The sequence below is a fragment of the Arthrobacter sp. 24S4-2 genome (assembly GCF_005280255.1).
Taxonomy (GTDB): domain Bacteria; phylum Actinomycetota; class Actinomycetes; order Actinomycetales; family Micrococcaceae; genus Arthrobacter.
In genome coordinates this window covers 1,809,141-1,830,308 of the sequence record NZ_CP040018.1, presented here as the reverse complement: position 1 = coordinate 1,830,308, position 21,168 = coordinate 1,809,141, and the positions used below count along the sequence as shown (strand labels likewise).

Here is a 21,168-nt window from a genome sequence, read left to right as displayed (position 1 = left end):
AACGCTTCTAGCGCTGAACGGCTCCGAAGCGCTCGGCAGCCACGGCCACGGCGCTTTCGCGCGCGGCCGACGCTTCGTCAGCCGTGAGCGTGCGGTCCGCGGCACGGAAGCGGAGGCCGAAGGCGAGCGATTTCTTGCCGTCTTCGATGCCCTTGCCCGCGTAGACGTCGAAGAGTGCCACGTCTTCCAGCAGTTCGCCGGCGCCTTCGCGGAGGGCGGCCAGGACCTCGTCAGCCGGGATTTCCTTCGGAACCACCAGGGCAACGTCCTGCGTGGCCACCGGGAACCCGGAGATGTGCTTCGCCACGATGACGTCTGCGGCCGCTTCGAAGAGGGCATCAGCGTTGATTTCAAGCGCCACCGAACGCGCCGGCATGTCCTGCGCGGCCAGCAGCTTGGGGTGCAGCTCGCCCGCGTAGCCAACAACTTCGCCGGAGCGCAGTGCCAGCTGGGCCGCGCGTCCCGGGTGGTACGCCTGGTGGTGGCCTTGGCTGACCACGATTTCGACGCCGAGGACGTCTCCGGCAAGGCGGGCGATGTCCACGGCGTCGGCCCAGTCCCAGGCACGCGGAGTGTGCGACGCGGCGGCGGGCGAGTCGTGGCCGGTCAGCACGGCTGCGATGTGCAGCGGCTGGTCCGGGACGCCGTCGTACAGGGCATCCAGCACCTCATCGGAGGGCTTGACGCCGAGCGGAGGGATGGAGGGCGTCCCCACGGTGTCACCCGGCAGGAACACCAGGCCCGCTTCAAAGACCGCCAGGTCGCGGAAGCCGCGGGAGTGGTTGCGCTTGGCCACCTCGATCAGGCCGGGCAGGATGGACGTCCGCAGGTAGCCCTGTTCCTCGCTGATCGGGTTGGCCAGCTTGACGGCCTTGCGGGCGGCACCCTGTTCGGCCACGCCGAAGGTTTCGTTGGCGGCTTTGGACACGAACGGGTAGGCCAGGACCTCGGTGAGCCCCGCATCAGCGAGGGCCTGGACCAGGCGACGGCGCTGCTGCTGCACGCGGGTCAGGCCGCGTCCCGGGGGCGCCACGGGAAGTGTGGCGGGGATGTTGTCGTAACCCACCAGCCGCGCGATTTCCTCGGAGAGGTCTTCCTTGGTTTCGAGGTCGTTCCGCCAGCTCGGGGCAGTGACTGTCCAGCCGGCGTCGTTCTTCACCACGGCAGCGCCGAGGTCCTCGAGTGAGGTGACGATCTGCTCTTCGGTGAAATCGATGCCGATCCGCGCTGCGGCGAAAGCCGCCGGCAGCCCGATGGTCACGGCGTCGGGCGCAGTGCCGACGTCGGTGCCCGGGTCGTCGGCGGTGCCGCCAGCCAGTTCGACCAGGAGGTCAACCGCCCGCTGCGCGGCGATGCCCGCAACGTGCCAGTCAACGCCGCGCTCGAAACGCTTGGACGCTTCGGAGGGCAGCTTGTGCCGCCTGCGTGACCGGCCGATGGAGACTTCGTCGAAGTGTGCCGCCTCAACCAGGACGTTTGCGGTGGAGTCGCTGACCTCCGTGGCGGCGCCGCCCATGACGCCGGCGATGCCGATCGCGCCGGAACCGTCAGTGATCAGGAGGTCCTCGACGTCGAGCTTGCGCTCTTTGTCGTCAAGAGTGGTGATCTTGTCCCCCGCCACGGCGCGCCGGACCACGATGTCGCCGGACAGCTTGTCCAGGTCGTAGCAGTGCGTGGGCTGGCCGAGTTCCAGCATGACGTAGTTGGAGATGTCCACCGGCAGGGAGATGGAGCGGATGCCGGCAAGCCGCAGGCGCGAAACCATCCACAGCGGCGTCGGCTTGGTCGCGTCGACCCCGCGGACAGTGCGGGCCACGAAACGGTCGCAGCCGGGCTTGCCGTAAATGGGCGCGTCGTCGTTGAGCTTGACGCCGTAGCCGCCGGCCAGTTCAGCCGGCGGCTGTACCTTTGCGGCCGGGTCCGTGAAGGACGTACCGGTGGCGTGGGCGTATTCGCGGGCCACGCCACGGATGGAGAACGCGTAGCCGCGGTCCGGCGTCACGTTGATCTCGGCGGCCTGGTCGTAGAGGCCCAGGAGCTCCATGGCGTCGGTCCCGATTTCCGGGTCCAGGCCGAGGCGGGACAGCACCAGGATGCCGTCGTGGTCCTCGCCGATGCCCAGTTCGCGGACGGACGCGATCATGCCTGCGGAGAGGTGCCCGTAGGTCTTCCGCGCCGAGATGTGGAAGTCGCCGGGCAGCACGGCACCCGGAAGGGTGACGACGACTTTGTCACCTTCCACGAAGTTGTGGGCTCCGCAGATGATGCCCTGGACACCGGAGGGGTCGATGCCCTCGCCGGTGAGGGTCTGCTCCTGGCCCTCGGGGACCACGCGGACCTGGCACCAGTTGATGGTCTTGCCGTTGGTCTGCGGTTCCTTGACCAGGCTCAGGACCTGGCCCACAACGACGGGACCGCTGAGGGTGTCCGTGGGGCGGTGGACCGCTTCTTCTTCAAAACCGACCTTGACCAGTTCTGCCATAACGTCTTCGGCCGTTGCTCCGGCCGGTACCTGCGCGAACTCACGCAGCCAGGAAAGTGGGATACGCACTGTTAGATCTCCATCCCGAAGTGCTCGCTGAAACGTACATCGCCTTCGATCATGTCGCGCATGTCGCCCACCTCGTTGCGGAACATAAGGGTGCGCTCGATGCCCATGCCGAAGGCAAAACCTGAATAGACGTCCGGATCAATGCCGGCAGCCCGGAGGACGTTGGGGTTGACCATGCCGCAGCCGCCCCATTCGATCCAGCGCGGGCCGCCCTTGGCGCCGGGGTGCCAGATGTCCAGCTCCGCGGACGGCTCGGTGAACGGGAAGTAGTTGGGGCGCAGCCGGATCTGGGCTTCGTCGCCGAACATCTGCCGGGCGAAGTGTTCCAGCGTCCCGCGGAGGTCAGCCATGCTGAGCTTCTTGTCGATGGCCAGGCCTTCGAACTGGTGGAACACCGGGGTGTGCGTGGCGTCGAGTTCGTCGGTGCGGAACACCTTGCCCGGGCACAGCACGTAAATCGGCACTTCGCGTTCCAGCATGGAGCGGACCTGCACCGGGGAGGTATGCGTGCGCATCAGCAGGTGGGCCTCGGGGGGCTCCACGAAGAAGGTGTCCTGCATTTCGCGGGCCGGGTGGTCCGGCTTGAAGTTCAGGGCGTCGAAGTTGAACCACTCGGACTCCACTTCGGGGCCTTCCGCGATCTCCCAGCCCATCCCGACGAAGATGTCTGCCACACGGTCCTGCAGGGTGGACAGGGGGTGGCGCGCGCCGGCGCGGCGGCGGCGCGGAGCCGCCGTGACATCGACGGTCTCCTCGACAAGGATCCGTGCGTCGTTTTCGGCTTCGAGCTCGGCGGTGCGGTCCGCGAGCGCCTTGTTGACGCGTCCGCGGGATGCGCCCATGAGTTTTCCGGCGGCGGCCTTCTGGTCCTTGGCCAGGCCGCCGATTTCGCGGTTGGCAAGGCTCAGCGGCGATTTCTCCCCGGTGTGCGCCAGCCTCACGGCCTTGAGCTCATCAAGGGTGGTGGCAGCGGCAATGGCGGCGACGGCGTGGTCTACGGCGGCAGTGATGGCGGCTTCATCCAGAGGGTTCGGGATGGCAGCGCCCGGCAAAGTTTCAGTCATCTACTGTTCTTAGCTACGAGTCGGGTATCGCCAGCGACCTGTCCGGCTGCATTCGGCTCCACCGGCAGCGTGTCCGTCACTGACTTGTCTTTCCACCCGGCCGTTTTTTGGGCGGCCGTACGGAGCGACAAAGGGCAGGGCTCACCGGAATCCGTCCGGCGGGCACTCTCCCCCAGTCTAGTTGAAGGCGCCCGGCAGCACGTGCCACGGCCGCTCGGCGAGACGGGCCCACGGGGAGGAGCAGCGGCAGGAGCGCGGACGGACCGCCGCCGCTACCATGGCATCATGACCTCCGGACAGCGTCTGCGGCAGATCGCCAACGTGCTGAATGCAACCACCCTCTTGGGACTGCTGCTTGCCAGGTGCGCACGGACCGCGATCCGCACCGGACCGCGGGGGCTGCTGATCGCCACGGGCTACCGGTGGCCGCTCCCTGTCGCCCAGGCCTTTACCGTGGGGAACGTCGTATTGTTCCGGGCCGGGGCGTCGGGTGCCCTTGCCAATCCGGTGCTGCTGGGGCACGAGGAACGGCACAGCAGCCAATACGCCTGGTGCCTTGGCCTGCCGTTCCTGCCGTTGTACTTCCTCGCGGCAGGGTGGTCGCTGCTGCGGACGGGGAACCCCGGTTCCGCCAACATCTTTGAACGCCTGGCGGGGCTGGAAGCGGGCGGATATGTGGACCCCCGCCTCCGTGAAACGGACAAACGCCGAACGGGCAAACGCATGACGGACAAACGCCGAACGGGCAATGCTGCCCCGATGGGATTGAGGCCTGAGATGACGGAAACCGCACGGACCATCACGGTGACCGGCTCCGGGACCGCCGAGGCCGTTCCGGACCTGCTTACTGTTTCCATCGGCGTCGAGTGCCGCCGGGAGGACGTGGGCGCCGCGTATGCGGCGGCCGGCAGGGCGGCCTCCGGGATCTCTGCATCCTTGCGGGAACACGGTGTGGGCGATCCGGACATCAGCACCTCCGGCCTTAACGTCCGCGCGGACGTCGTGTGGAAGGAGGGCCAGGGCCAGACCGTGGCAGGCTATGTGGCCTCCAGTGTCCTGTCCGTGCGGCTCCGGGATGTTGCCGGGTCGTCCGAAATTATCGCCGGTGCGGTGGCCGCGGGCGGCAACGACGTCAGGCTGAACGGGCTGGATCTCGGTTTTTCGGATCCGGCTGCGGTGACGGCACGGGCGCGCGAGGCGGCCTGGCAGGATGCCCTTGCCACAGCGCGGCAGTTCGCCTCGCTGGCCGGCGCCGAACTCGGCCCGGTAGTGTCCGTCACCCAGCAGCCCGGGGTTCCGGCGCCGATTCCACTGGCAAGAATGCAGCGCGCCATGGCCGCCGATTCCGTGGGGATCGAGGCCGGGCAGTCGAGCGTGTCCGCCACGGTGGGCGTTGTGTGGGAGCTTCGGTAGCCAGCTAATGAACGCTTCCGGCGGCCAGCTTGATGTCCGCCGTGGTTGTCAGTGCGGTACGGACGACGACGGCGAGCGCCTCCGCCATCACGGCGGCAGGCAGTGACGGGGTACCGCTGCCCCGGGGCACCTGGTGTGTCTCGTACGGGACGTGGATGAAGCCGCCCCGCGCTCCTTTGAAATCGCTGGTTCCCCTGGCTCCGTTTACTGTTCCGCCGTTGGGCGTGCCCTCGCTAAGGGCATGCATCAGAGCGTAGAAAATGTGGTTGCAGACGTAGGTTCCGGCGCTCTGCGAGACCTCGGCCGGTATCCCCGCCGAACGCAGGGCGTCCAGCCCGGCCTTGACCGGGAGCGTACTGAAGTAGGCAGCGGGTCCGCCGGGGATGACTTCCTCGTCCACGGGACGGTTTCCGTCGTTGTCCGGAATGCGGGCGTCATCGCAGTTGATGGCGACCCGCTCCAGGGAGATCCGTGCCCTCCCGCCAGCCTGGCCGACGCAGATCACGAGCTCCGGGCGGTACGCATCCAGGGCCGCCTCCAATGCCTTGACCGATTCGCCGAACACACAGGGCAGTTCCACCGCGGCGACGGCGTGGCCGTCGGCCCGCAGGATGGAGGACGCCGCTTCCGCTGCGGTCCACGACGGGTTGGTGGTTTCGCCGCCGAACGGTTCAAAGCCTGTCAGGAGGATCATGGCCCCAGCGTAGCAACCGCCCCTGACGGGACGGTGTGATCAGCAGGGCTTGACCAGCAAGCCTTGATCAGCAGGGCCGGACCACCAGGGTCCTTGACATTGATTCGAACATACCTTCGAATAGTAGTCATGAGATGGGACGCACAAGCACTCCGGCCGGCGCCTGCAGGCAACGGCGCAGACAACGCAACAGCAGCCGCCCCGGCCGCTGAAGCGTTATTGCCGCTGGCCGGGCTTGTGCGTTCCGTTTCTACCCCCGAATTTGCCGGGGTCACTTTCCATGAGGTCACTGCAAAATCTGTGCTCAACAAAGTGGCGGCCGGTTCCCGCATGCCCTTCGAATGGACAGTCAATCCGTATCGCGGCTGCAGCCACGCCTGTGTCTACTGCTTCGCCCGCAAGAGCCACACGTATCTGGATTTTGACGCCGGCCTGGACTTTGACAGCCAGGTGGTGGTCAAGATCAACGCCGCAGAGGTTTTGCGGAAGGAGCTCGCGAAGCCTTCCTGGGGCCACCACCATGTGGCTCTGGGGACCAATACGGATCCCTATCAGCGCGCCGAAGGCCGGTACCAGCTCATGCCCGGCATCATCCGCGCGCTTGCCGATTCGGGAACGCCGCTGTCCATCCTGACCAAAGGAACGCTGCTTGCGAGGGACATCCCGCTGCTGAAGCATGCCGCTGCGCAGGTGCCGGTGGGTATCGGGATTTCGCTGGCCATGACTGATGAGCAGTTGTCGGAGGCCATCGAGCCGGGAACGCCCGGTCCGCGGGCGCGGCTCAAGCTGCTGTCGAGGCTGCGGGAGGCCGGCCTGCCGTGCGGTGTGATGGCGATGCCCATCCTGCCGTGGCTCTCCGACAGCGACGAAGCGCTGGATTCGCTGTTCGGTTCCCTCGCGGCAGCCGGCGCCACGGGAGTCACGGCCGGCGCCCTCTACCTGAAGCCGGGCACCCGGGAGTGGTTCATGCAATGGATCGCTGCCCGGCACCCTGAGCTGGCCGGGCGCTATCGGCGCCTGTACGGAACCGGATCCTACGCGTCCAAGGAGTACAGGCAATGGCTGGCTGACCGGATCCGCTACTTCAAGGCGCGGCATGGATTTGCCGGTTCTCAGGGATTCAGCCACCGGGACCTCGCCCAGGATCCCAGGGAAGAAGAGGCGCAATATCCCGCGGGCAGCATTCCGGAACCGCGAGCCCGTCCGGCCGGAAGCGCGGCTCAGCGGCGACGTGCTGACCTGGCAGGACGCGGTGTCGCCATAAGGAATGCCGCGCCGGACTCAGCGCCGGACTCAGCCCAGCCAACGCTCTTCTGACGCCAGAGCGTTGTGGCCCGGGGCGCCTTCGGAGTACGTCGGCCGCGTTAGCTGGCCCGCATCACCAAGCCCACGAACCTGGCCCGCGTCCGGCGCGCCGCGCAGGCCGGCACCGGTCAGCGTGGTGACATCACCGCCGTCCACCGTGACCGACCTGGAATACGGACGTTCCGGCGGATTGATGGCTCGATCCACGCGAAACACCCATCCGAAGTTATTCCGCGGAAGCGGTGTTCAGCACCCGGATATTTTCACGATTCAGCCGAAACCGGTTCCGAACCGGCAACAGCAGCCAGCAGGGCGCGGACAATCGGGAAGTCCGCGGGGATCCAGGGCAGGGTGAGAGCTTCGTCACTTCCCGTCAGGCTGATCCAGCGCAGTTCGTCGTGGTCTTCCAGCGGCCGGGGTTCGCCATCGGCAATCTCGGCAAACCAAACACGCATGGATGCCTTGGCGTTGAGTGGCCAGCCGGCGACGGTTTCGGCCGGCAATTCAGTGCCCAGCCGGACGCTGATGCCCAGTTCCTCGCGGAGTTCCCGGTGCAGGGCGTCTTCCGCGGATTCGAGAGGCTCCACCTTCCCGCCGGGGAATTCCCACATGCCGGCGAACTGGGGCGGCGCCGTCCGACGGGCCACCAGTAGCCGGGCAGGGGCGCTCAGGGAGTCCACAACAGCGCCGCCAACAACATTGATGAGTCCAGTCACCGAAACAGTCTATGGGGGACAATGGTTGTGGCCGGTGCCGCGATGACCCCCGAACAGCGTTCACTCCGGAATACGGGCCACTCCCCCAATGTTGAAGTAATCAGATTTATATTGCCGGGCTGGTCCATACAGCACCTCCAATGAACCCGAACTTTCGAAGAGCAGGCCAATGACCTCCACGCCCACACTCAGCCCCGCCAAGCCGAAGGTCGGAGCCCAACACCTCGCCTTGGCCATCGTGTCCCTGGCGATGGGAGGTTTCGGCATCGGCGTCACCGAATTCACCATGATGGGACTGCTCAAGGAGGTGGAACAGGGCCTGAACATCGGCACTCCGGAAGCCGGCCACCTCATCTCGGCCTATGCGCTCGGCGTCGTCATTGGTGCGCCGCTGCTGGCGGCCGTGGGCGCGAAACTTCCCCGCAAGCACCTCGCGCTGGGCCTCATGCTGTTTTTCAGCCTGGCCAACCTCACCTCGTTCATCGCTCCGGATTACGGCACCATGCTGCTGTCCCGGTTCGCGGCCGGACTGCCTCACGGTGCGTTCTTCGGTGTGGCGGCCGTGATCGCCGCTTCGCTGGTCGCTCCGACCAAGCGGGGCTGGGCGATATCCATGGTGATGGCAGGGCTGACCATTTCGAACGTTATCGGGGTTCCCTTCGCCACCTGGCTGGGACAGACTTTCGGCTGGCGCCTGCTGTTTGTGTTGGTGGGTGTCATCGGGCTGGTGACGCTTGCCATGCTCTGGAAGTTCGTCCCGTTCCAGGCGGCGCACCCCGACGCCAGCATGCGCCGTGAACTTGGCGCCCTGAAACGGCTTCAGGTCTGGCTCGCTATCCTGATCGGCATCGTTGGCTTCGGCGGCTTTTTTGCCACGTACACCTACATTGCGCACACCATGACCTCCGTGGCGGGCATCCCCTCCGGATGGTTGCCGCTTGTCGTCGCGCTTTACGGCTTGGGCATGGTGGCAGGAAACATCGTTGGCGGCCGCATTGCGGATAAGTCAGTCATGGGCACAATCTATTGGGTCCTGCCGGGCATCGCCGTCGCGCTGGTGGTGTATGCCGTAGCGGTGCACTGGACGTGGTCCGCTTTGGTCATGGTGTTCGTGGTGGGCGGCGCAGGTTCGCTTCTGGTGCCCGCCCTCCAGACACGGCTGCTGGATGCCTCCCCCGACGCTCCGTCGCTGGCCTCCTCGCTCAATCACGCAGCCCTCAACGTGGCCAACGCTTTGGGTGCCTTCCTCGGCGGCCTGGTCATCGCATGGGGCTGGGGCTACGTTGCCCCTGCACTGGTGGGGGCTGTCCTGGCGATTCTGGGGCTCGGCGTTGCCGCGGTCAGCGGCCTGCTGGAACGCAAAAGGCCGCTGGTCTCGTAGCCTGCTCCAAGCAGTACGGGTCCAACGGCCCTCCGCATAGCGCTAAACGAGGGCGGCAGCCCCACACGTGACTGTCTGCCTGCCTGCCTGCCTGCCTGCCTGCCTGCCCCAAACGCGACGGAATCAGACGTGTGCCCGCTCCACGTCGGGTTCCAGGTAGATGACCCGCGCAATGGGGACGGCTTCGCGGATGCGGATTTCGGCGTCGTCGATCACCTTGGCGATTTCTGCTCCCGAATCTGCTGCACCGATGCTGATCTTGGCGGCCACCAGCAGTTCCTCGGGACCCAGGTGCATGGTCCTCAGGTGGATGATGCGCGTCCCGTCCGCTTCGATGGCCGAACAGATCTTGGCGTTGTCAGCCTTGGTGGCGGATTCGCCCAGCAGCAGCGATTTGGTTTCCATGGCGAGAATGATGGCGATGGCCACGAGCAGGAAACCGATCATGGCCGTTCCCAGGGCGTCCCAGATGCCGTTGCCGGTAATGAGCGTGAGGCTGACGCCGAACAGCGCGAACACGAGCCCCAGCAGGGCGCCCAGGTCCTCCAGCAGGATCACGGGGAGCTCGGGCTGCTTGGCGTTGCGGACGAAGTGCACCCAGCCCTGCTTGCCGCGGATGTGGTTGGATTCGATGATCGCCGTTCGGAATGAGAACGATTCGGCGACGACGGCCCCGATGAGGACGGCCAAGGGGACCCACCAGAAGTCGCCCTCGATGGCATGGGGATGCTGAATCTTCACCCACGCCTCGTAGAGCGCAAAGAGGCCACCCACGCTGAACAGCACAATCGAGACGATGAACGCGTAGATGTACCGTTCACGTCCGTAGCCAAAGGGGTGTTCCGGGCTCGCGGCACGCTTGGCTCGCTTGCCGCCTACCAGCAGGAGGACCTGGTTGCCTGAGTCGGCAACGGAGTGGATGGCCTCGGCCAGCATTGACGAAGACAGCGTCAGGATGAAAGCGACGAACTTCAGTACAGCGATGGTCAGGTTTGCAGCCAGAGCCGCGACGATCGCCTTGGAACCGCCATTTGCAGCCAAGTGAGCTTCACCTCTTCAGGGATTGCCGGAAATTTGCATGTGCGATCACCGCACAACGCTGATGCCCGCAAGGAATACCGTACCCGGCTGCCGCGGCCGGACGCACCACGCGTCACTGCGGATGACACCAAAATCATTGAATCTAAGCCTGCTGACAAGCCAACACACCGTGTGTTAGCTTGAAGCTAATCGGGACCCGTAGTGAGTTCCGACGATTATGTAGGAGGAGACATGGGCTTTCTTGGCTGGATCATTCTCGGACTCATTGTAGGAGCAATCGTCAAGGCAATCATGCCTGGCAAGGTCGGCGGCGGCTGGGTTACCAGCCTTCTGCTTGGTGTCGTTGGCGCCATCGTCGGCGGCTGGATCGGCGACGCTCTGTTTGGCGGCGGCAGGATGGAATTCTGGAACCTCGGTTCCTGGCTTCTGGCCATTGTCGGCGGCCTCGTCGTAGCCGGCATCTACGGCTTCATCACCGGCAGGAGCAAGACCACCACATAACTACACTCACCACCGCTGAGGGCACAGAGATGCCCAATGGTGAGGACTACGACGGCGGGGCCCACCGTAAGGTGGGCCCCGCCTTTGCGTTGCGGCAGGAATGCCGGTCAGCCGCGTTTCTGCGACCGGGCGCTTGCGTAGAGGCACACCGTAGCGGCGGTGCCGAGGTTCAGGCTCTCTGCTTTCCCGTAGACGGGTACGGCCACCCGGTGGTCCGCCAGCGCGATTTCATCCTCAGACAAGCCCTGGGCCTCGTTGCCGAAGAGCCAGGCTGTCGGCTTTTCCAGCGCGTAGATCGACTCAGCGGCGGAGTACCCCAGACGGCGGGCCGCGTTCTCGTCCTGGAGTCGGTCCAGGTTCAGCTGGCCGTAACCGTCGGCAGCCAGGACCCCGATCCCCCGCTCCTTGCACCGGACCGCCAGCTCCGCCACGTCGGCGCCGAGGACGATTGGCAGATGGAAGAGGGATCCCGCCGTCGAGCGGACAGCTTTGGGGTTGTAGATGTCCACGCTGGACGCGGTTAGGACGACGGCGTCGGCGCCGGCGGCATCGGCCGCGCGGAGCACGGTTCCGGCGTTGCCGGGGTCGCGGACCTGGCACAGGACGGCAACCAGCTGCGGACCGGCGTCGAGTACCTGCTCAAGGCTCACGTCCAGGAAACCGCAGACCGCGAGGATGCCCTGCGGGGTGACCGTGTCCGCCATGGCGGCGAGCACTTCCTCGGTGGCGAGGTATGCGGTGGTGCCCTCCGCGAGTATCTCCAGATCCGGGTGCCGGTCCAGGCAGGACTCGCTCGCGTAGACCTCATAGACGATGCCGGGCTCCCCCGCGGCAATCCGCTTCTGATGTAGTGTCAGGGCCTCGCGCACGGCCTGCGGACCCTCCGCCAGGAATTCGCGGCGCTTTAAACGGGCCGGGCGCCCGGCAAGTTGTGCCACCTTCCTCACCCGATCAGCTCGGGGGTTGGAGAGTGGAAAGACTTGCGGGCGCCCGGTTTCGTTCATATAAGAACTTTAGTGGCTGTTGCCACCAGTCCTTGAACGGGGATGCTACTCGGCAGCCTCGTCAGCAGCCGGCTTCTTTGCAGCCTTGGCCTTGGGGGCCTTCTCAGCCGGAGCTTCCTCGGCCTTGGCGGCCTTGGCCTTCGGTGCCTTAGCCTTCGGGGCGGCTTCGGCCGTGACGGCCGGCGCGGAGGTGTCTGCAGGCAGCGAGTCCTTGGCGATCTGTACCAGAGCGGCGAAGGCGTTGGCGTCAGAGACGGCCAGCTCCGCCAGCATGCGGCGGTCAACCTCGACCTCAGCGGCCTTCAGGCCCTGGATCAGGCGGTTGTAGGTCAGGCCGTTGGCGCGGGATGCAGCATTGATGCGCTGGATCCAGAGGCGGCGGAAGTCGCCCTTCTTCTTCTTGCGGTCGCCGTAGCTGTACACAAACGAGTGCAGCAGCTGTTCTTTAGCCTTGCGGTACAGGCGTGAGCGCTGTCCACGGTAGCCTTTTGCGCGTTCGAGGATAACCCGGCGCTTCTTGTGGGCGTTTACCGCCCGCTTCACACGTGCCACGTGCGTACTCCTTCAGAATTCTGATCCCAAGCGTCTACTGCCGGAAGTCCGGCTGGCCTGAGAAGCCTTTTTGGTAGTTGACCGCTGCCAGGTGGCGAGCAGTCAGAGAACTTGGAACTTAGATGCCGAGCATCTTCCGGATGACCTTGGCATCGCCCTTGAAGACGATCTTGTCGCCGGCAAGGCGACGGGTCAGCCTGGAGGACTTGTGTTCAAGGTAGTGGCGGCGGTTGGCCTGCTGGCGGCGCAGCTTGCCGCTGCCGGTCAGCTTGAAGCGCTTCTTAGCACCACTGTGGGTCTTCATCTTCGGCATGGGAACCGATCTCCTTACGTATCCGCAGACAAGTCTGCAGTCTTTCGTGCAGCCACCCCTGCGGGCGGCGTGCTGGTTGCTTGCTGCGCGAAGACGGTGCTTCGTGCAGCTTTGAACTAGTTGGTCTTCTTGCTGCCCGGCTTGGGAGCGGCCGGCCGTGCTGCAGGCTTGGGCGCTGCGGGCCGTGCTACCGGCTTGGGCGGCGGCGCGGGGACTCCGGCAGGCTTCGGCGCCGCAGGGGCGGCCGCAGCGGGCCTCGGCGCCTCAGGCGCCTTGGCCGCAACCGGCCTGCTGACTGCAGGACGCGGCGTTTCAGCCCTGGGGGCTTCCCGCCTGGGCGCTGCCTGCTTGGCAGCCTTCGGAGCCTCCTGCTTCGGTGCTTCCTGCTTGGGAGCCTCCTGCTTCGGTGCTTCCTGCTTGGGAGCCTCCTGCTTCGGAGCTTCCTGCTTGGGAGCTTCCTGCTTGGGAGCTTCCTCGGCCGGCGCTTCCTGCTTGGGAGCTTCCTGCTTCGGAGCTTCCGTCGCCTGGGCCTCGGGTTCGGGTGCAGCAACCGTTTCGATAGGTGCCTCGACGTCGGCTGACTCCGTAACGGCCTCAGCGCTCACCTCGGGCGCTGCCTCTTCAGTCGAGACAGCAAATCCTTCAGGAAGCAGGTCCGCCAGGGACTGCGTCAAGGCGGGCTGGTCGCGGCTGACGTCCACCCGGCCATCGGCCTTGGCTTCGTTCTGTGCCTTCGCTTCGGCACGCTGCGTAGCGCGGCGCGCTTCGGCCTTGGCCTCAGCCTTGTTCTTCAGCGGGCCTACCACCATGACCATGTTGCGCCCGTCGATGCGGGGGCTGGACTCCACTACGCCCACTTCAGCGACGTCGTCGGCGAAGCGCTGGAGCAGGCGGATGCCCATTTCAGGGCGCTGCTGCTCGCGGCCGCGGAACTGGATCATGGCCTTGACCTTGTCCCCGGCACCGAGGAAGCGGAGGGCGTGCCCGCGCTTGGTCTCGTAGTCGTGGGTGTCGATCTTCAGCCGGAAACGGATTTCCTTCAGAACCGTGTTTGTCTGGTTCTTCCGGGCCTCACGTGCCTTGACAGCGGCTTCGTACTTGTACTTGCCGAAGTCCATCAGCTTGCACACCGGAGGCTTGGCCTGCGGTGCAACTTCAACGAGATCAAGGTCGGACTCGGCAGCCAAACGCAGGGCGTCCTCAATACGGACAATTCCTACTTGTTCGCCTGCAGGGCCGACCAGCCGCACCTCGGGGACGCGGATACGCTCATTGATTCTTGGCTCGCTAATGTTAGAACTCCTGTGGTTGAGGTGAGTATTCCACCGGCAAATAGAGAAGGCCCCCAATTGCCGGAGCAATCGAAGGCCTCGAAGATCGGATGTACGCGCCTTCGTGAAGGCTGTACGCGTTCCGCACGGCTGATGCCGCGATGGAATGCCCGACCAGGTACCCGGCAACCTTGCTTCCAATGGGAATTGCTTCCTTGCGGAAAACGGCTGACGCGGGTGGGAGAGAACTCCGCTTGCAAACTGAAAATCAATTCTACAGACAGAAGCCCGAATACTGCACATTCGCAGCCACGAGTTTCACATAGCAAAATAACGACATTCAGTCGGTCTGTGACAAGCTTACCAGTATGAGCACTTCAGACAGTAATTCACATGTTTTCGAGCCCGCAGCCGGCCATGGAAGCGGCCAGGAACAGGTGTCGCAGCAGATCCGCGACATCTCCGAGGTCCCGGCCATCGAGGTCATCACCACCGCCGCTGTTCACCTCATGAGCGCCTCAGCCGTCAAACTGGGCCTCGCGGCTGAGGAGAATGCCGAGGAGCTCAAGGACCTGGACGAGGCCCGCAAGCTGATCACTGCACTGGCCGGGCTGGTCACGGCAGCCGCGCCGGAAATCGGCTCCCAGCACGCCGGGCCGTTGCGCGACGGACTCCGTTCCCTGCAGTTGGCCTTCCGGGAAGAGTCCGTCATTCCCGATGCTCCGGGCAAGGGCCCGGGTGAGAAGTACACGGGACCAGTTAACTAGGCGGTTCACAGGCAGAACGCAACGGCGGGCGGACCACGAATGGTCCGCCCGCCGTCGTGGTTTCAGGCCAGTTTCAGACCCGCCGTCAGGCGGCCATCCCGCGGCGGCGCCGGTGCTGCAGCGCCAGGCCCAGGAGGCAGAGGACGACGCCGGCGGTTCCCACCGAGACAAATCCGGCGGACGGTCCGATGCCGTCGATGAACACTCCGGCCAGCGGGGCGCCGAAGGCAACTCCCGCAGTCAGCGCAGACCCGTACCAGCCCATGGCTTCGCCGCGGCGGCTCTCCTCCACGAGGTCGGCCACCTTCTCCGAGGCAGCGGAGAGGACCGGAGCGCAAAGCAGCCCCGGAAGCAGCGACAGCAGGCACAGCGTCAGGGTGTCCCGTGCGAAACCCATGGGAATGGTCAGCGCGGCCATGCCGAGCAGCAGGAGTATTGGCGAAACGGGCCGGTGCATCGCACCGTAGATGAGCCCACCCACCACGGAAGCCGCACACCAGAAGACAAAGACCAGGCCGATCTCCGCCTGGTGTCCGCCGATCTCCAGGGCGGCAACAATGCCCACGTCGGTGCCGCTGAGGACCATACCGGCCCCGGCCGCCACGGCAAAGACCGCGGCCACCGCGGCAGTGAACCAGATAAAGCTGTGCGCCACTTTGTGCCGCAGCCCGGAACGCCGAATGCCGCCGGCCGCCATCGGCGCTAGTTCCGCCGCAGCTTCCTGCAGATGCGCCGGTGCCGCCGCGACCACCGCCACTTCGGCGCCCTCCTGCTGGTCCGCTTCGTAGTCCTCGTCCGGCACAGCACTGCGGGTGGGCGGGTTGAACCACATGAGGCAAAGCCCGGCCACGGACGTGGACAACCCCACCACGGTCAGCCCGATGACGGAGTACCCTGTGGTGGCCACTATGGCGCCGACGGCGGGGCCGATCATGAAAACCATTTCGGTGGTAATGGCGTCCAATGCGAATGCAGTCCGGCGCTGTTCGCCCCCTGCCAGCACACCAAGGGACTGGCGCACCACGCTAAAGATGGGGAGCGTCAGGAGGCCTCCGACGAACACCAGCGCCAGCAGCCATTCGTACGGAACGTGCGGCACGATGGACCAGATGACGGCCTCTGAAACTACCGACGGGATGAGTGCCCGGCGAAGCCCCACGGTGTCCACGCGGCGTCCGCGCCAGGGAGCGCCAAGAGCGATGCCAATGGTCATCACCGCTGCCGCGGCCCCTGCGGCGGCGTACCCTTGGCCGAGGGTCAGTACGATGTGCAGCGTCAGCAGGACGCCCGCTGCGGAGTGCGGCACTCGGGCTATCATTCCGACGATCAGTAGGCGCCTGATGGGCCTGACTGCAAGAAGCTCCTTGTAGAGAGCGAAATTCACGGGTTACGTCCTTCGTCCTGCCGGCGCCAGGACAGGGACGCGTCCCCCGGCTGCCGGCTACTCTGCTGCGCGCTGCAACTTTACCTCGATCGAGTCAACGCGTTCGGCAAACACCGCATTCCGGGACCAGTCCGAATTCAGCCCCGCCACGACAGCCTGGACACCGGCGGCGTCGAGACCGTCCTCGAGAAACAACACCACCCGGAGCTCCGGGCCGGGACCGCCGCCCGGAACAACCGCGCCGGCGGCGGTCGCCGAGGCCACACCGCCGCCGGGCCGGAGTTCGACGCGCCGGACCGCGGGATAGCCCGCCGTGGCCTGCGCCACCGCTTCAGCCAGTTCCGGATCCGCGTAGGACGGAACCCAGTCGTGCTGCTGGGCCAGGGCCCAGACGGCGGGCCGCCGGACAACGAATGTGTACTCGGAGCCGGGATCCAGGACCAGGAGTTCCGCGCCTTCGGCCACTGCGGACAGCGCCGCCCGCGCGGCGTAGACCGCCACCGGACGGGCCTGCGGATGCCATGCCGCGAGGCCAGCCGCCGACGTGAACACCGGCATGGCAGTCCGGCCGTCGGGGGCCTTGAGCGTCACGAGCGCCATATCCGCCTGCTTGTCCCCATGCACGGTGTGACCATTCGGCGTTGCTGCCGCGTCGCCTTCTTCGGCCAACTGGGCAACAATGGGCACGAACACCCGGGCGGCGGCGAGGGAGGCCACCACCGCCGCCTCATCGCCCCCGGCGGACTGGAGGGCCGCAACGGCGGCGAGGTACCCGGCGTCGGCGGTGCCGTCGTCGTCCTCGAAGTTATGGATCTTTGCGTCCTCGCCGGCGAGGCTGCGGCCGGCCCAGGGCTGTCCGGCCGAGTCGGTGGCGCCGCCGGATCCGGCGAGTGCGGCGGCGATGTGGCCGGGCAGCTCACGGGCAGCCCTCGGCGCCGCCGACGGCCCGCCGCTGGCTGGTTCGCCGACGCCGTGCCGGCCGGTGGCTGGTTCGACGTTGCGCGCTTCGGAGTGGCGTGCATCGCCGTTGCGTGGATCGCCGGTGGACGACGACGGGTGGTGCTGGCTCATGGTGGCTGCCGGCCTAGCGGCGGCCTGCTACGTCCAGCGCTTCCGGCAGCGTAAACGCCCCGGCGTACAGCGCCTTGCCCACGATGGCGCCTTCGACGCCCAGGGGGACGAGGGATCGCAGGACCTTGAGGTCGTCAAGGCTGGAGATTCCGCCGGAGGCGACGACCGGCTTGCCGGTCTTCTCCACCATCTGGCGGAGCAGTTCAACGTTGGGGCCCTGGAGGGTGCCGTCCTTGGTGACGTCGGTGACCACATAGCGCGCGCAGCCGGCCTCTTCGAGCCTGGCCAGCACGTCCCAGAGGTCCCCGCCTTCCTTGGTCCAGCCGCGGCCGGCCAGGGTGGTCCCGCGAACGTCAAGGCCGACGGCGATCCTGTCGCCGAAGCGGTCGATGGCACGCGCAGTCCATTCGGGGTTTTCCAGGGCCGCCGTGCCCAGGTTGACGCGGGCTACGCCCAGGTCCAGGGCTTTTTCGAGCGACTCGTCATCGCGAAGGCCGCCGGAGAGTTCCACCTTGATGTCCAGCCGGCCCACCACTTCGCGGAGCAGTTCCGCGTTGGAGCCGCGGCCAAAGGCTGCGTCCAGGTCCACCAGGTGAACCCATTCGGCGCCCTGTTCCTGCCAGGTCAGCGCCGCTTCCAGCGGCGTGCCGTAGCTGGTTTCGCTGCCGGCTTCGCCCTGCACGAGGCGGACGGCCTGGCCGTTCACGACGTCGACGGCGGGCAACAGTTCCAGTACGGGCAGCGGCGTTTCGGTGGTCATCTTGGGGTCCTCAGGTTGTAGTGAAGCTGCGTTGATCGGGGTGCGCCTGCGCGGCTAGTTCGCCGGCAGGGTAAGCAGGTAGGCGGCCAGCAACGCCATTCCGGCCAGCACGTAGAAGACGATCTGGGTCCAGAGCGGCTTGTGCTGCTGCCTGAACGACAGTGCTCCGCCAACCAGGAGGCCGGCGAGGCCCATCAGGACAATCGACCACATCTAGGCGGCCGGTCCGGAGTCGGCGGCTGTTGCTGCGGCGGCTGTTGACCCCGGCGTGGTGCTGCCGGCGGTGGACGCTGCGGCGTCCGGAGCTTCGGCCTTGCCGCGGCGGAGGCCGTTGACCCAGTTACGGAGCAGCCTCGCACCGGCGTCGCCGGACTTTTCCGGGTGGAACTGCGTGGCACACAGCGGCCCGTTCTCCACGGCGGCAATGAAGGGTGCACCGTGCTCGGACCAGGTGACCAGCGGAGCTGCCATCCGCGGCTGGATCACGTCGAAGTCCCAGTGCTGCACGCCATAGGAGTGCACGAAGTAAAAGCGCTCGTTTTCAACGCCGTCGAACAGTGAGGAGCCTTCCGGCACCTTGACCGTGTTCCAGCCCATGTGCGGAACCACCTCGGCGGGCAGCAGCTCGACTTTGCCGGGCCACTCCCCCATGCCTTCGGCTTCGGTGCCGTGTTCCACCCCGGCTTCGAACAGCACTTGGAGGCCCACGCAGATGGCGAAGACGGGACGGCCGCCGGCAACGCGGCGGCCGATCATCCGGATGCCGTCCACGGCTTTGAGCTCGCGCATGACTGTTTCGAAGGCGCCGACGCCGGGCACCAGCAGGCCGTCAGCGTTCAGGACGTCCTCCGGCTTGGCGCTGAGGATGACTTCGGCGCCGGCGCGCTCGAGGGCGCGGACGGCCGAGCGGACGTTGCCGGAGCCGTAATCCAGCACCGTGACCGTGGGTTTGCCTTCGGGCGACGCGGGCTTCGCGCTGCCAGCGGGGTCCAGGATGGCGCCGTCACGCAGCACCGGGCCGGTCACAGGGCACCCTTGGTGGAGGGGATGCCCTCGACGCGGGGATCCGGTTCTACGGCTGCGCGGAGTGCACGCGCGAAGGCTTTGAACTGGGCCTCGACAATGTGGTGCGGATCCCTGCCGGCGATGACGTTCATGTGCAGGCAGATGCCGGCGTGCAAGGTGATGGCCTCGAAGACATGACGGGTCAGGGAACCCGTGAAGTGACCGCCGATCAGGTGGTATTCCTGACCCGCGGGTTCCCCGCCGTGCACCAGGTAGGGGCGGCCCGAGACATCGACGACGGCGTGGGCCAGGGCTTCGTCGAGGGGTACTGTGGCTTCGCCGAAGCGGCGGATCCCCGCCTTGTTTCCAAGGGCCGTCCGGAGCACTTCGCCGAAGGTGATGGCGACGTCTTCCACCGTGTGGTGGACGTCGATGTGGATGTCACCGGTGGCCTTGACCGTCATGTCGATGAGTGAGTGCTTGCTCAGGGCAGTCAGCATGTGGTCATAGAACGGAACCGAGGTGCTGATATCCGAGACGCCGGTGCCGTCAAGGTTGATCTCGACGAGCACTGACGATTCGCTCGTGGCGCGCTCCATGCGTGCGGTCCGGGCCTCGGCAGCAATGGATCCGGTGGTGCTCATGTGTTGTGTCCTTTAGACGAAGGAGGGGGGCTGTCTGCGTGCCCGTTCCCGAGCGCGGGTTCTCTTGAGTACTCGGCTTGCGTGAGTACTGGTCCTGGCTCCAGTTTAGGCCGGGACGCTTGGCTGCCTGGTCAGGATGTGCTCAAGGGCTTCCAGGAACGCTGTGGTTTCGGTCTCAGTGCCTGCCGTCACCCGGAGGTGGCCGGGGATTCCGACGTCCCGGATGAGGACGCCGGCGTCCAGCAGCCCCTGCCAGACGTCGTGGGGGTTCTCAAGGCCGCCGAAGAACACATAGTTGGAGTCCGACGCTGCAGGTTTGAGGCCCATCCGGATCAGCTCCGAAACGATCCGGTCGCGCTGCCGCTTGATGTCCTCGACGTCCGCCATGAGTGCCTCACGGTGCGTCAGGGCAGCCAGAGCGGTGGCCTGGGTGATGGCTGACAGGTGGTATGGCAGCCGCACCAGGCGCAGCGCGTCCGTCACCTCGGGCGCTGCCGCCATGTAGCCCAGCCTCGCCCCGGCCAGGGCGAAGGCCTTGCTCATGGTGCGGCACACGATCAGCCGCTCCCGGCCAGGCAGCAGCGTCAAGGCGCTCGGCGTGCCGTCGTGGGCGAACTCATGGTAGGCCTCGTCAACAATCACCACCGTCTGGCTGGCTTCGCCGGCCTCGTAGACTGCCTCGACAACGTCGAGTCCCAGGCCGGTGCCGGTCGGGTTGTTGGGTGAGCACAGGAAGACAATATTGGGCTGCAGTTCCCGGACCTGCCGGGCTGCGGATTCGGCACTGAGGCCGTAGTCTTCCGCACGTTGGCCAACGATGTATTCGGTGTCCGTGCCGCTGGCGAGCAGTGGGTACATGGAGTACGTCGGCGGGAATCCGAGGGCGGTGCGTCCCGGGCCGCCGAACGCCTGGAGGATCTGCTGCAGCACTTCGTTGGACCCGTTGGCCGCCCAGATGTTCTCCGCTCCCAGGCCGTGGCCGAGGTAGTCAGCCAGCCGTTCCCGGAGCTCGGTGAACTCACGGTCCGGATAGCGGTTGAGTCCCGCCGCGGCGGCCGTGACCGCTTCGGATATGGCTGCCAGGACGTCGGCCGGAACGCCATGGGTGTTCTCGTTGACGTTGAGCAGGATGGGAACGTCCAGCTGCGGCGCACCGTATGGGGTGAGGCCCCGCAGATTGGACCGGAGGGGAAGTCGGTTAAGGCGCTCTAGCTGGTCAGTCACTTCACCAGTTTAAGTGAGGGCGGCCGGGGCACTGAAACTGTGACGCTTTCCGGACCTCCGCAACGGCGTCTTCGCCGGGGTTGCTGCCCGCCCGGCTATCGGTTCTGCAGTCGGCACCCGGCAGCAGAACTGCCTATTTCGAGGGGACAAAGATCTGCTGGCCTGGCATGACCCTGCCGCCGTCAAGGTTGTTGAGCTGCACGATGTCCGCCACCACATCCCGGGGGTCGCGCTCAGGTGCGACGGTGCCGGCAATCCCCCAAAGGGACTCCCCGGGCTGGACGGTGACCGAAACGGTCGGCGTCACCGACAGCTCCGAGGCGGATTCCGCGGCCTTGGCTGGGGAGTTCAGGAAACCGGCCAGCGTGATCAGGACCGCTGACAACAGAATGAGCGGGAGCCCCACCAGGACGATGCGCCCACGGCGCGTCAGGCGGAGCGGCGGCTGGGCTGCCTTGGCCTTGCGCACGGGACGTTCCTCCCAGTTGAAGCCCTGCATTCCCGTTC

General features: G+C 66.2%; 23 protein-coding genes and 1 pseudogene. 6 read left to right on the top strand and 18 right to left on the bottom strand.

Annotation, left to right across the window (positions count from 1 at the left end; genetic code table 11):
• Positions 1 to 7: 7 nt before the first annotated feature.
• Positions 8 to 2,551, bottom strand: a complete 2,544-nt coding sequence (pheT, locus tag FCN77_RS08410; protein WP_137321903.1) for a phenylalanine--tRNA ligase subunit beta — start codon at positions 2,549 to 2,551, stop codon at positions 8 to 10.
• 2 nt (positions 2,552 to 2,553) lie between these two features.
• Entirely contained in the window at positions 2,554 to 3,615 is a 1,062-nt protein-coding gene (pheS, locus tag FCN77_RS08405) for a phenylalanine--tRNA ligase subunit alpha (RefSeq protein ID WP_137321902.1), read from the bottom strand.
• A gap of 285 nt (positions 3,616 to 3,900) precedes the next feature.
• Here pheS and FCN77_RS08400 point away from each other — a divergent pair.
• Together FCN77_RS08400 and FCN77_RS08395 are read left to right on the top strand one after the other, a co-directional pair.
• Positions 3,901 to 4,293: pseudogene (locus FCN77_RS08400) on the top strand (hypothetical protein); the annotation flags it as partial.
• Between the two features lie 45 nt (positions 4,294 to 4,338).
• Positions 4,339 to 5,028: an SIMPL domain-containing protein gene (locus tag FCN77_RS08395; protein WP_368074337.1), complete on the top strand. Its 690-nt coding sequence runs from the start codon at positions 4,339 to 4,341 to the stop codon at positions 5,026 to 5,028.
• Between the two features lie 4 nt (positions 5,029 to 5,032).
• Here the strand turns inward: FCN77_RS08395 and pcp are convergent, their stop codons facing one another.
• Entirely contained in the window at positions 5,033 to 5,722 is a 690-nt protein-coding gene (gene pcp / locus FCN77_RS08390; RefSeq protein WP_137321901.1) for a pyroglutamyl-peptidase I, read from the bottom strand.
• 129 nt (positions 5,723 to 5,851) lie between these two features.
• On the opposite strand from pcp, the gene FCN77_RS08385 reads away from it, so the two are divergent.
• Positions 5,852 to 7,039 (top strand): Rv2578c family radical SAM protein, encoded by a 1,188-nt coding sequence (locus FCN77_RS08385; RefSeq protein WP_137321900.1) that lies wholly within the window; start codon positions 5,852 to 5,854, stop codon positions 7,037 to 7,039.
• On the opposite strand, the gene FCN77_RS08380 is transcribed toward FCN77_RS08385, so the two are convergent.
• Both FCN77_RS08380 and FCN77_RS08375 read right to left on the bottom strand, forming a co-directional pair.
• A complete protein-coding gene (locus FCN77_RS08380) occupies positions 7,016 to 7,234 on the bottom strand; it encodes a hypothetical protein (protein ID WP_137321899.1) in 219 nt (72 codons plus the stop codon). The genes FCN77_RS08385 and FCN77_RS08380 overlap by 24 nt on opposite strands.
• Positions 7,235 to 7,290: 56 nt before the next feature.
• Positions 7,291 to 7,743, bottom strand: a complete 453-nt coding sequence (locus FCN77_RS08375) for a (deoxy)nucleoside triphosphate pyrophosphohydrolase (RefSeq protein WP_137321898.1) — start codon at positions 7,741 to 7,743, stop codon at positions 7,291 to 7,293.
• Positions 7,744 to 7,912: 169 nt separating this feature from the next.
• Between FCN77_RS08375 and FCN77_RS08370 the strand changes: the two genes are divergently transcribed.
• The gene (locus FCN77_RS08370; RefSeq protein ID WP_137321897.1) at positions 7,913 to 9,124 is read left to right on the top strand and encodes an MFS transporter; all 1,212 of its coding nucleotides are present in this window, start codon (positions 7,913 to 7,915) and stop codon (positions 9,122 to 9,124) included.
• Between the two features lie 123 nt (positions 9,125 to 9,247).
• Here the strand turns inward: FCN77_RS08370 and FCN77_RS08365 are convergent, their stop codons facing one another.
• The gene (locus tag FCN77_RS08365; protein ID WP_137321896.1) at positions 9,248 to 10,165 is read right to left on the bottom strand and encodes a cation diffusion facilitator family transporter; all 918 of its coding nucleotides are present in this window, start codon (positions 10,163 to 10,165) and stop codon (positions 9,248 to 9,250) included.
• Positions 10,166 to 10,396: 231 nt separating this feature from the next.
• Here FCN77_RS08365 and FCN77_RS08360 point away from each other — a divergent pair, with 231 nt between their 5' ends.
• The gene (locus FCN77_RS08360; protein ID WP_137324701.1) at positions 10,397 to 10,666 is read left to right on the top strand and encodes a GlsB/YeaQ/YmgE family stress response membrane protein; all 270 of its coding nucleotides are present in this window, start codon (positions 10,397 to 10,399) and stop codon (positions 10,664 to 10,666) included.
• A 107-nt stretch (positions 10,667 to 10,773) separates the two neighbouring features.
• Here the strand turns inward: FCN77_RS08360 and FCN77_RS08355 are convergent, their stop codons facing one another.
• From FCN77_RS08355 to infC, 4 genes are all read right to left on the bottom strand, one after another.
• The gene (locus FCN77_RS08355) at positions 10,774 to 11,670 is read right to left on the bottom strand and encodes an RNA methyltransferase (RefSeq protein ID WP_137321895.1); all 897 of its coding nucleotides are present in this window, start codon (positions 11,668 to 11,670) and stop codon (positions 10,774 to 10,776) included.
• Between the two features lie 45 nt (positions 11,671 to 11,715).
• Entirely contained in the window at positions 11,716 to 12,222 is a 507-nt protein-coding gene (gene rplT / locus FCN77_RS08350) for a 50S ribosomal protein L20 (RefSeq protein ID WP_137321894.1), read from the bottom strand.
• A gap of 118 nt (positions 12,223 to 12,340) precedes the next feature.
• Positions 12,341 to 12,535 (bottom strand): 50S ribosomal protein L35, encoded by a 195-nt coding sequence (gene rpmI, locus FCN77_RS08345; protein WP_009358635.1) that lies wholly within the window; start codon positions 12,533 to 12,535, stop codon positions 12,341 to 12,343.
• Positions 12,536 to 12,651: 116 nt separating this feature from the next.
• The gene (gene infC, locus FCN77_RS08340) at positions 12,652 to 13,785 is read right to left on the bottom strand and encodes a translation initiation factor IF-3 (RefSeq protein WP_254678907.1); all 1,134 of its coding nucleotides are present in this window, start codon (positions 13,783 to 13,785) and stop codon (positions 12,652 to 12,654) included.
• Positions 13,786 to 14,174: 389 nt separating this feature from the next.
• Between infC and FCN77_RS08335 the strand changes: the two genes are divergently transcribed.
• Positions 14,175 to 14,573, top strand: coding sequence for a DUF1844 domain-containing protein (locus FCN77_RS08335; protein ID WP_137321892.1), 399 nt, complete (start codon positions 14,175 to 14,177; stop codon positions 14,571 to 14,573).
• Between the two features lie 85 nt (positions 14,574 to 14,658).
• Here the strand turns inward: FCN77_RS08335 and FCN77_RS08330 are convergent, their stop codons facing one another.
• From FCN77_RS08330 to FCN77_RS08300, 8 genes are all read right to left on the bottom strand, one after another.
• Positions 14,659 to 15,957: an MFS transporter gene (locus FCN77_RS08330; RefSeq protein ID WP_137321891.1), complete on the bottom strand. Its 1,299-nt coding sequence runs from the start codon at positions 15,955 to 15,957 to the stop codon at positions 14,659 to 14,661.
• A 57-nt stretch (positions 15,958 to 16,014) separates the two neighbouring features.
• Positions 16,015 to 17,028 carry an SseB family protein gene (locus tag FCN77_RS08325; RefSeq protein ID WP_137321890.1) on the bottom strand — a complete coding sequence of 338 codons (1,014 nt, stop codon included), beginning with the start codon at positions 17,026 to 17,028 and terminating at the stop codon, positions 16,015 to 16,017.
• Positions 17,029 to 17,041: 13 nt separating this feature from the next.
• Positions 17,042 to 17,788 carry a bifunctional 1-(5-phosphoribosyl)-5-((5-phosphoribosylamino)methylideneamino)imidazole-4-carboxamide isomerase/phosphoribosylanthranilate isomerase PriA gene (priA, locus tag FCN77_RS08320; RefSeq protein ID WP_137321889.1) on the bottom strand — a complete coding sequence of 249 codons (747 nt, stop codon included), beginning with the start codon at positions 17,786 to 17,788 and terminating at the stop codon, positions 17,042 to 17,044.
• Between the two features lie 54 nt (positions 17,789 to 17,842).
• Positions 17,843 to 18,001 carry a hypothetical protein gene (locus FCN77_RS25885; RefSeq protein ID WP_175417188.1) on the bottom strand — a complete coding sequence of 53 codons (159 nt, stop codon included), beginning with the start codon at positions 17,999 to 18,001 and terminating at the stop codon, positions 17,843 to 17,845.
• Positions 18,002 to 18,814, bottom strand: coding sequence for an imidazole glycerol phosphate synthase subunit HisH (gene hisH, locus FCN77_RS08315; protein WP_254678906.1), 813 nt, complete (start codon positions 18,812 to 18,814; stop codon positions 18,002 to 18,004).
• Positions 18,811 to 19,437, bottom strand: coding sequence for an imidazoleglycerol-phosphate dehydratase HisB (hisB, locus tag FCN77_RS08310; protein WP_137321888.1), 627 nt, complete (start codon positions 19,435 to 19,437; stop codon positions 18,811 to 18,813). The genes hisH and hisB overlap by 4 nt, the downstream gene beginning before the upstream one ends.
• A 105-nt stretch (positions 19,438 to 19,542) precedes the next feature.
• A complete protein-coding gene (locus FCN77_RS08305) occupies positions 19,543 to 20,661 on the bottom strand; it encodes a histidinol-phosphate transaminase (RefSeq protein ID WP_137321887.1) in 1,119 nt (372 codons plus the stop codon).
• Between the two features lie 133 nt (positions 20,662 to 20,794).
• Positions 20,795 to 21,160 (bottom strand): LysM peptidoglycan-binding domain-containing protein, encoded by a 366-nt coding sequence (locus FCN77_RS08300; protein WP_137324700.1) that lies wholly within the window; start codon positions 21,158 to 21,160, stop codon positions 20,795 to 20,797.
• Positions 21,161 to 21,168 lie beyond the last annotated feature (8 nt).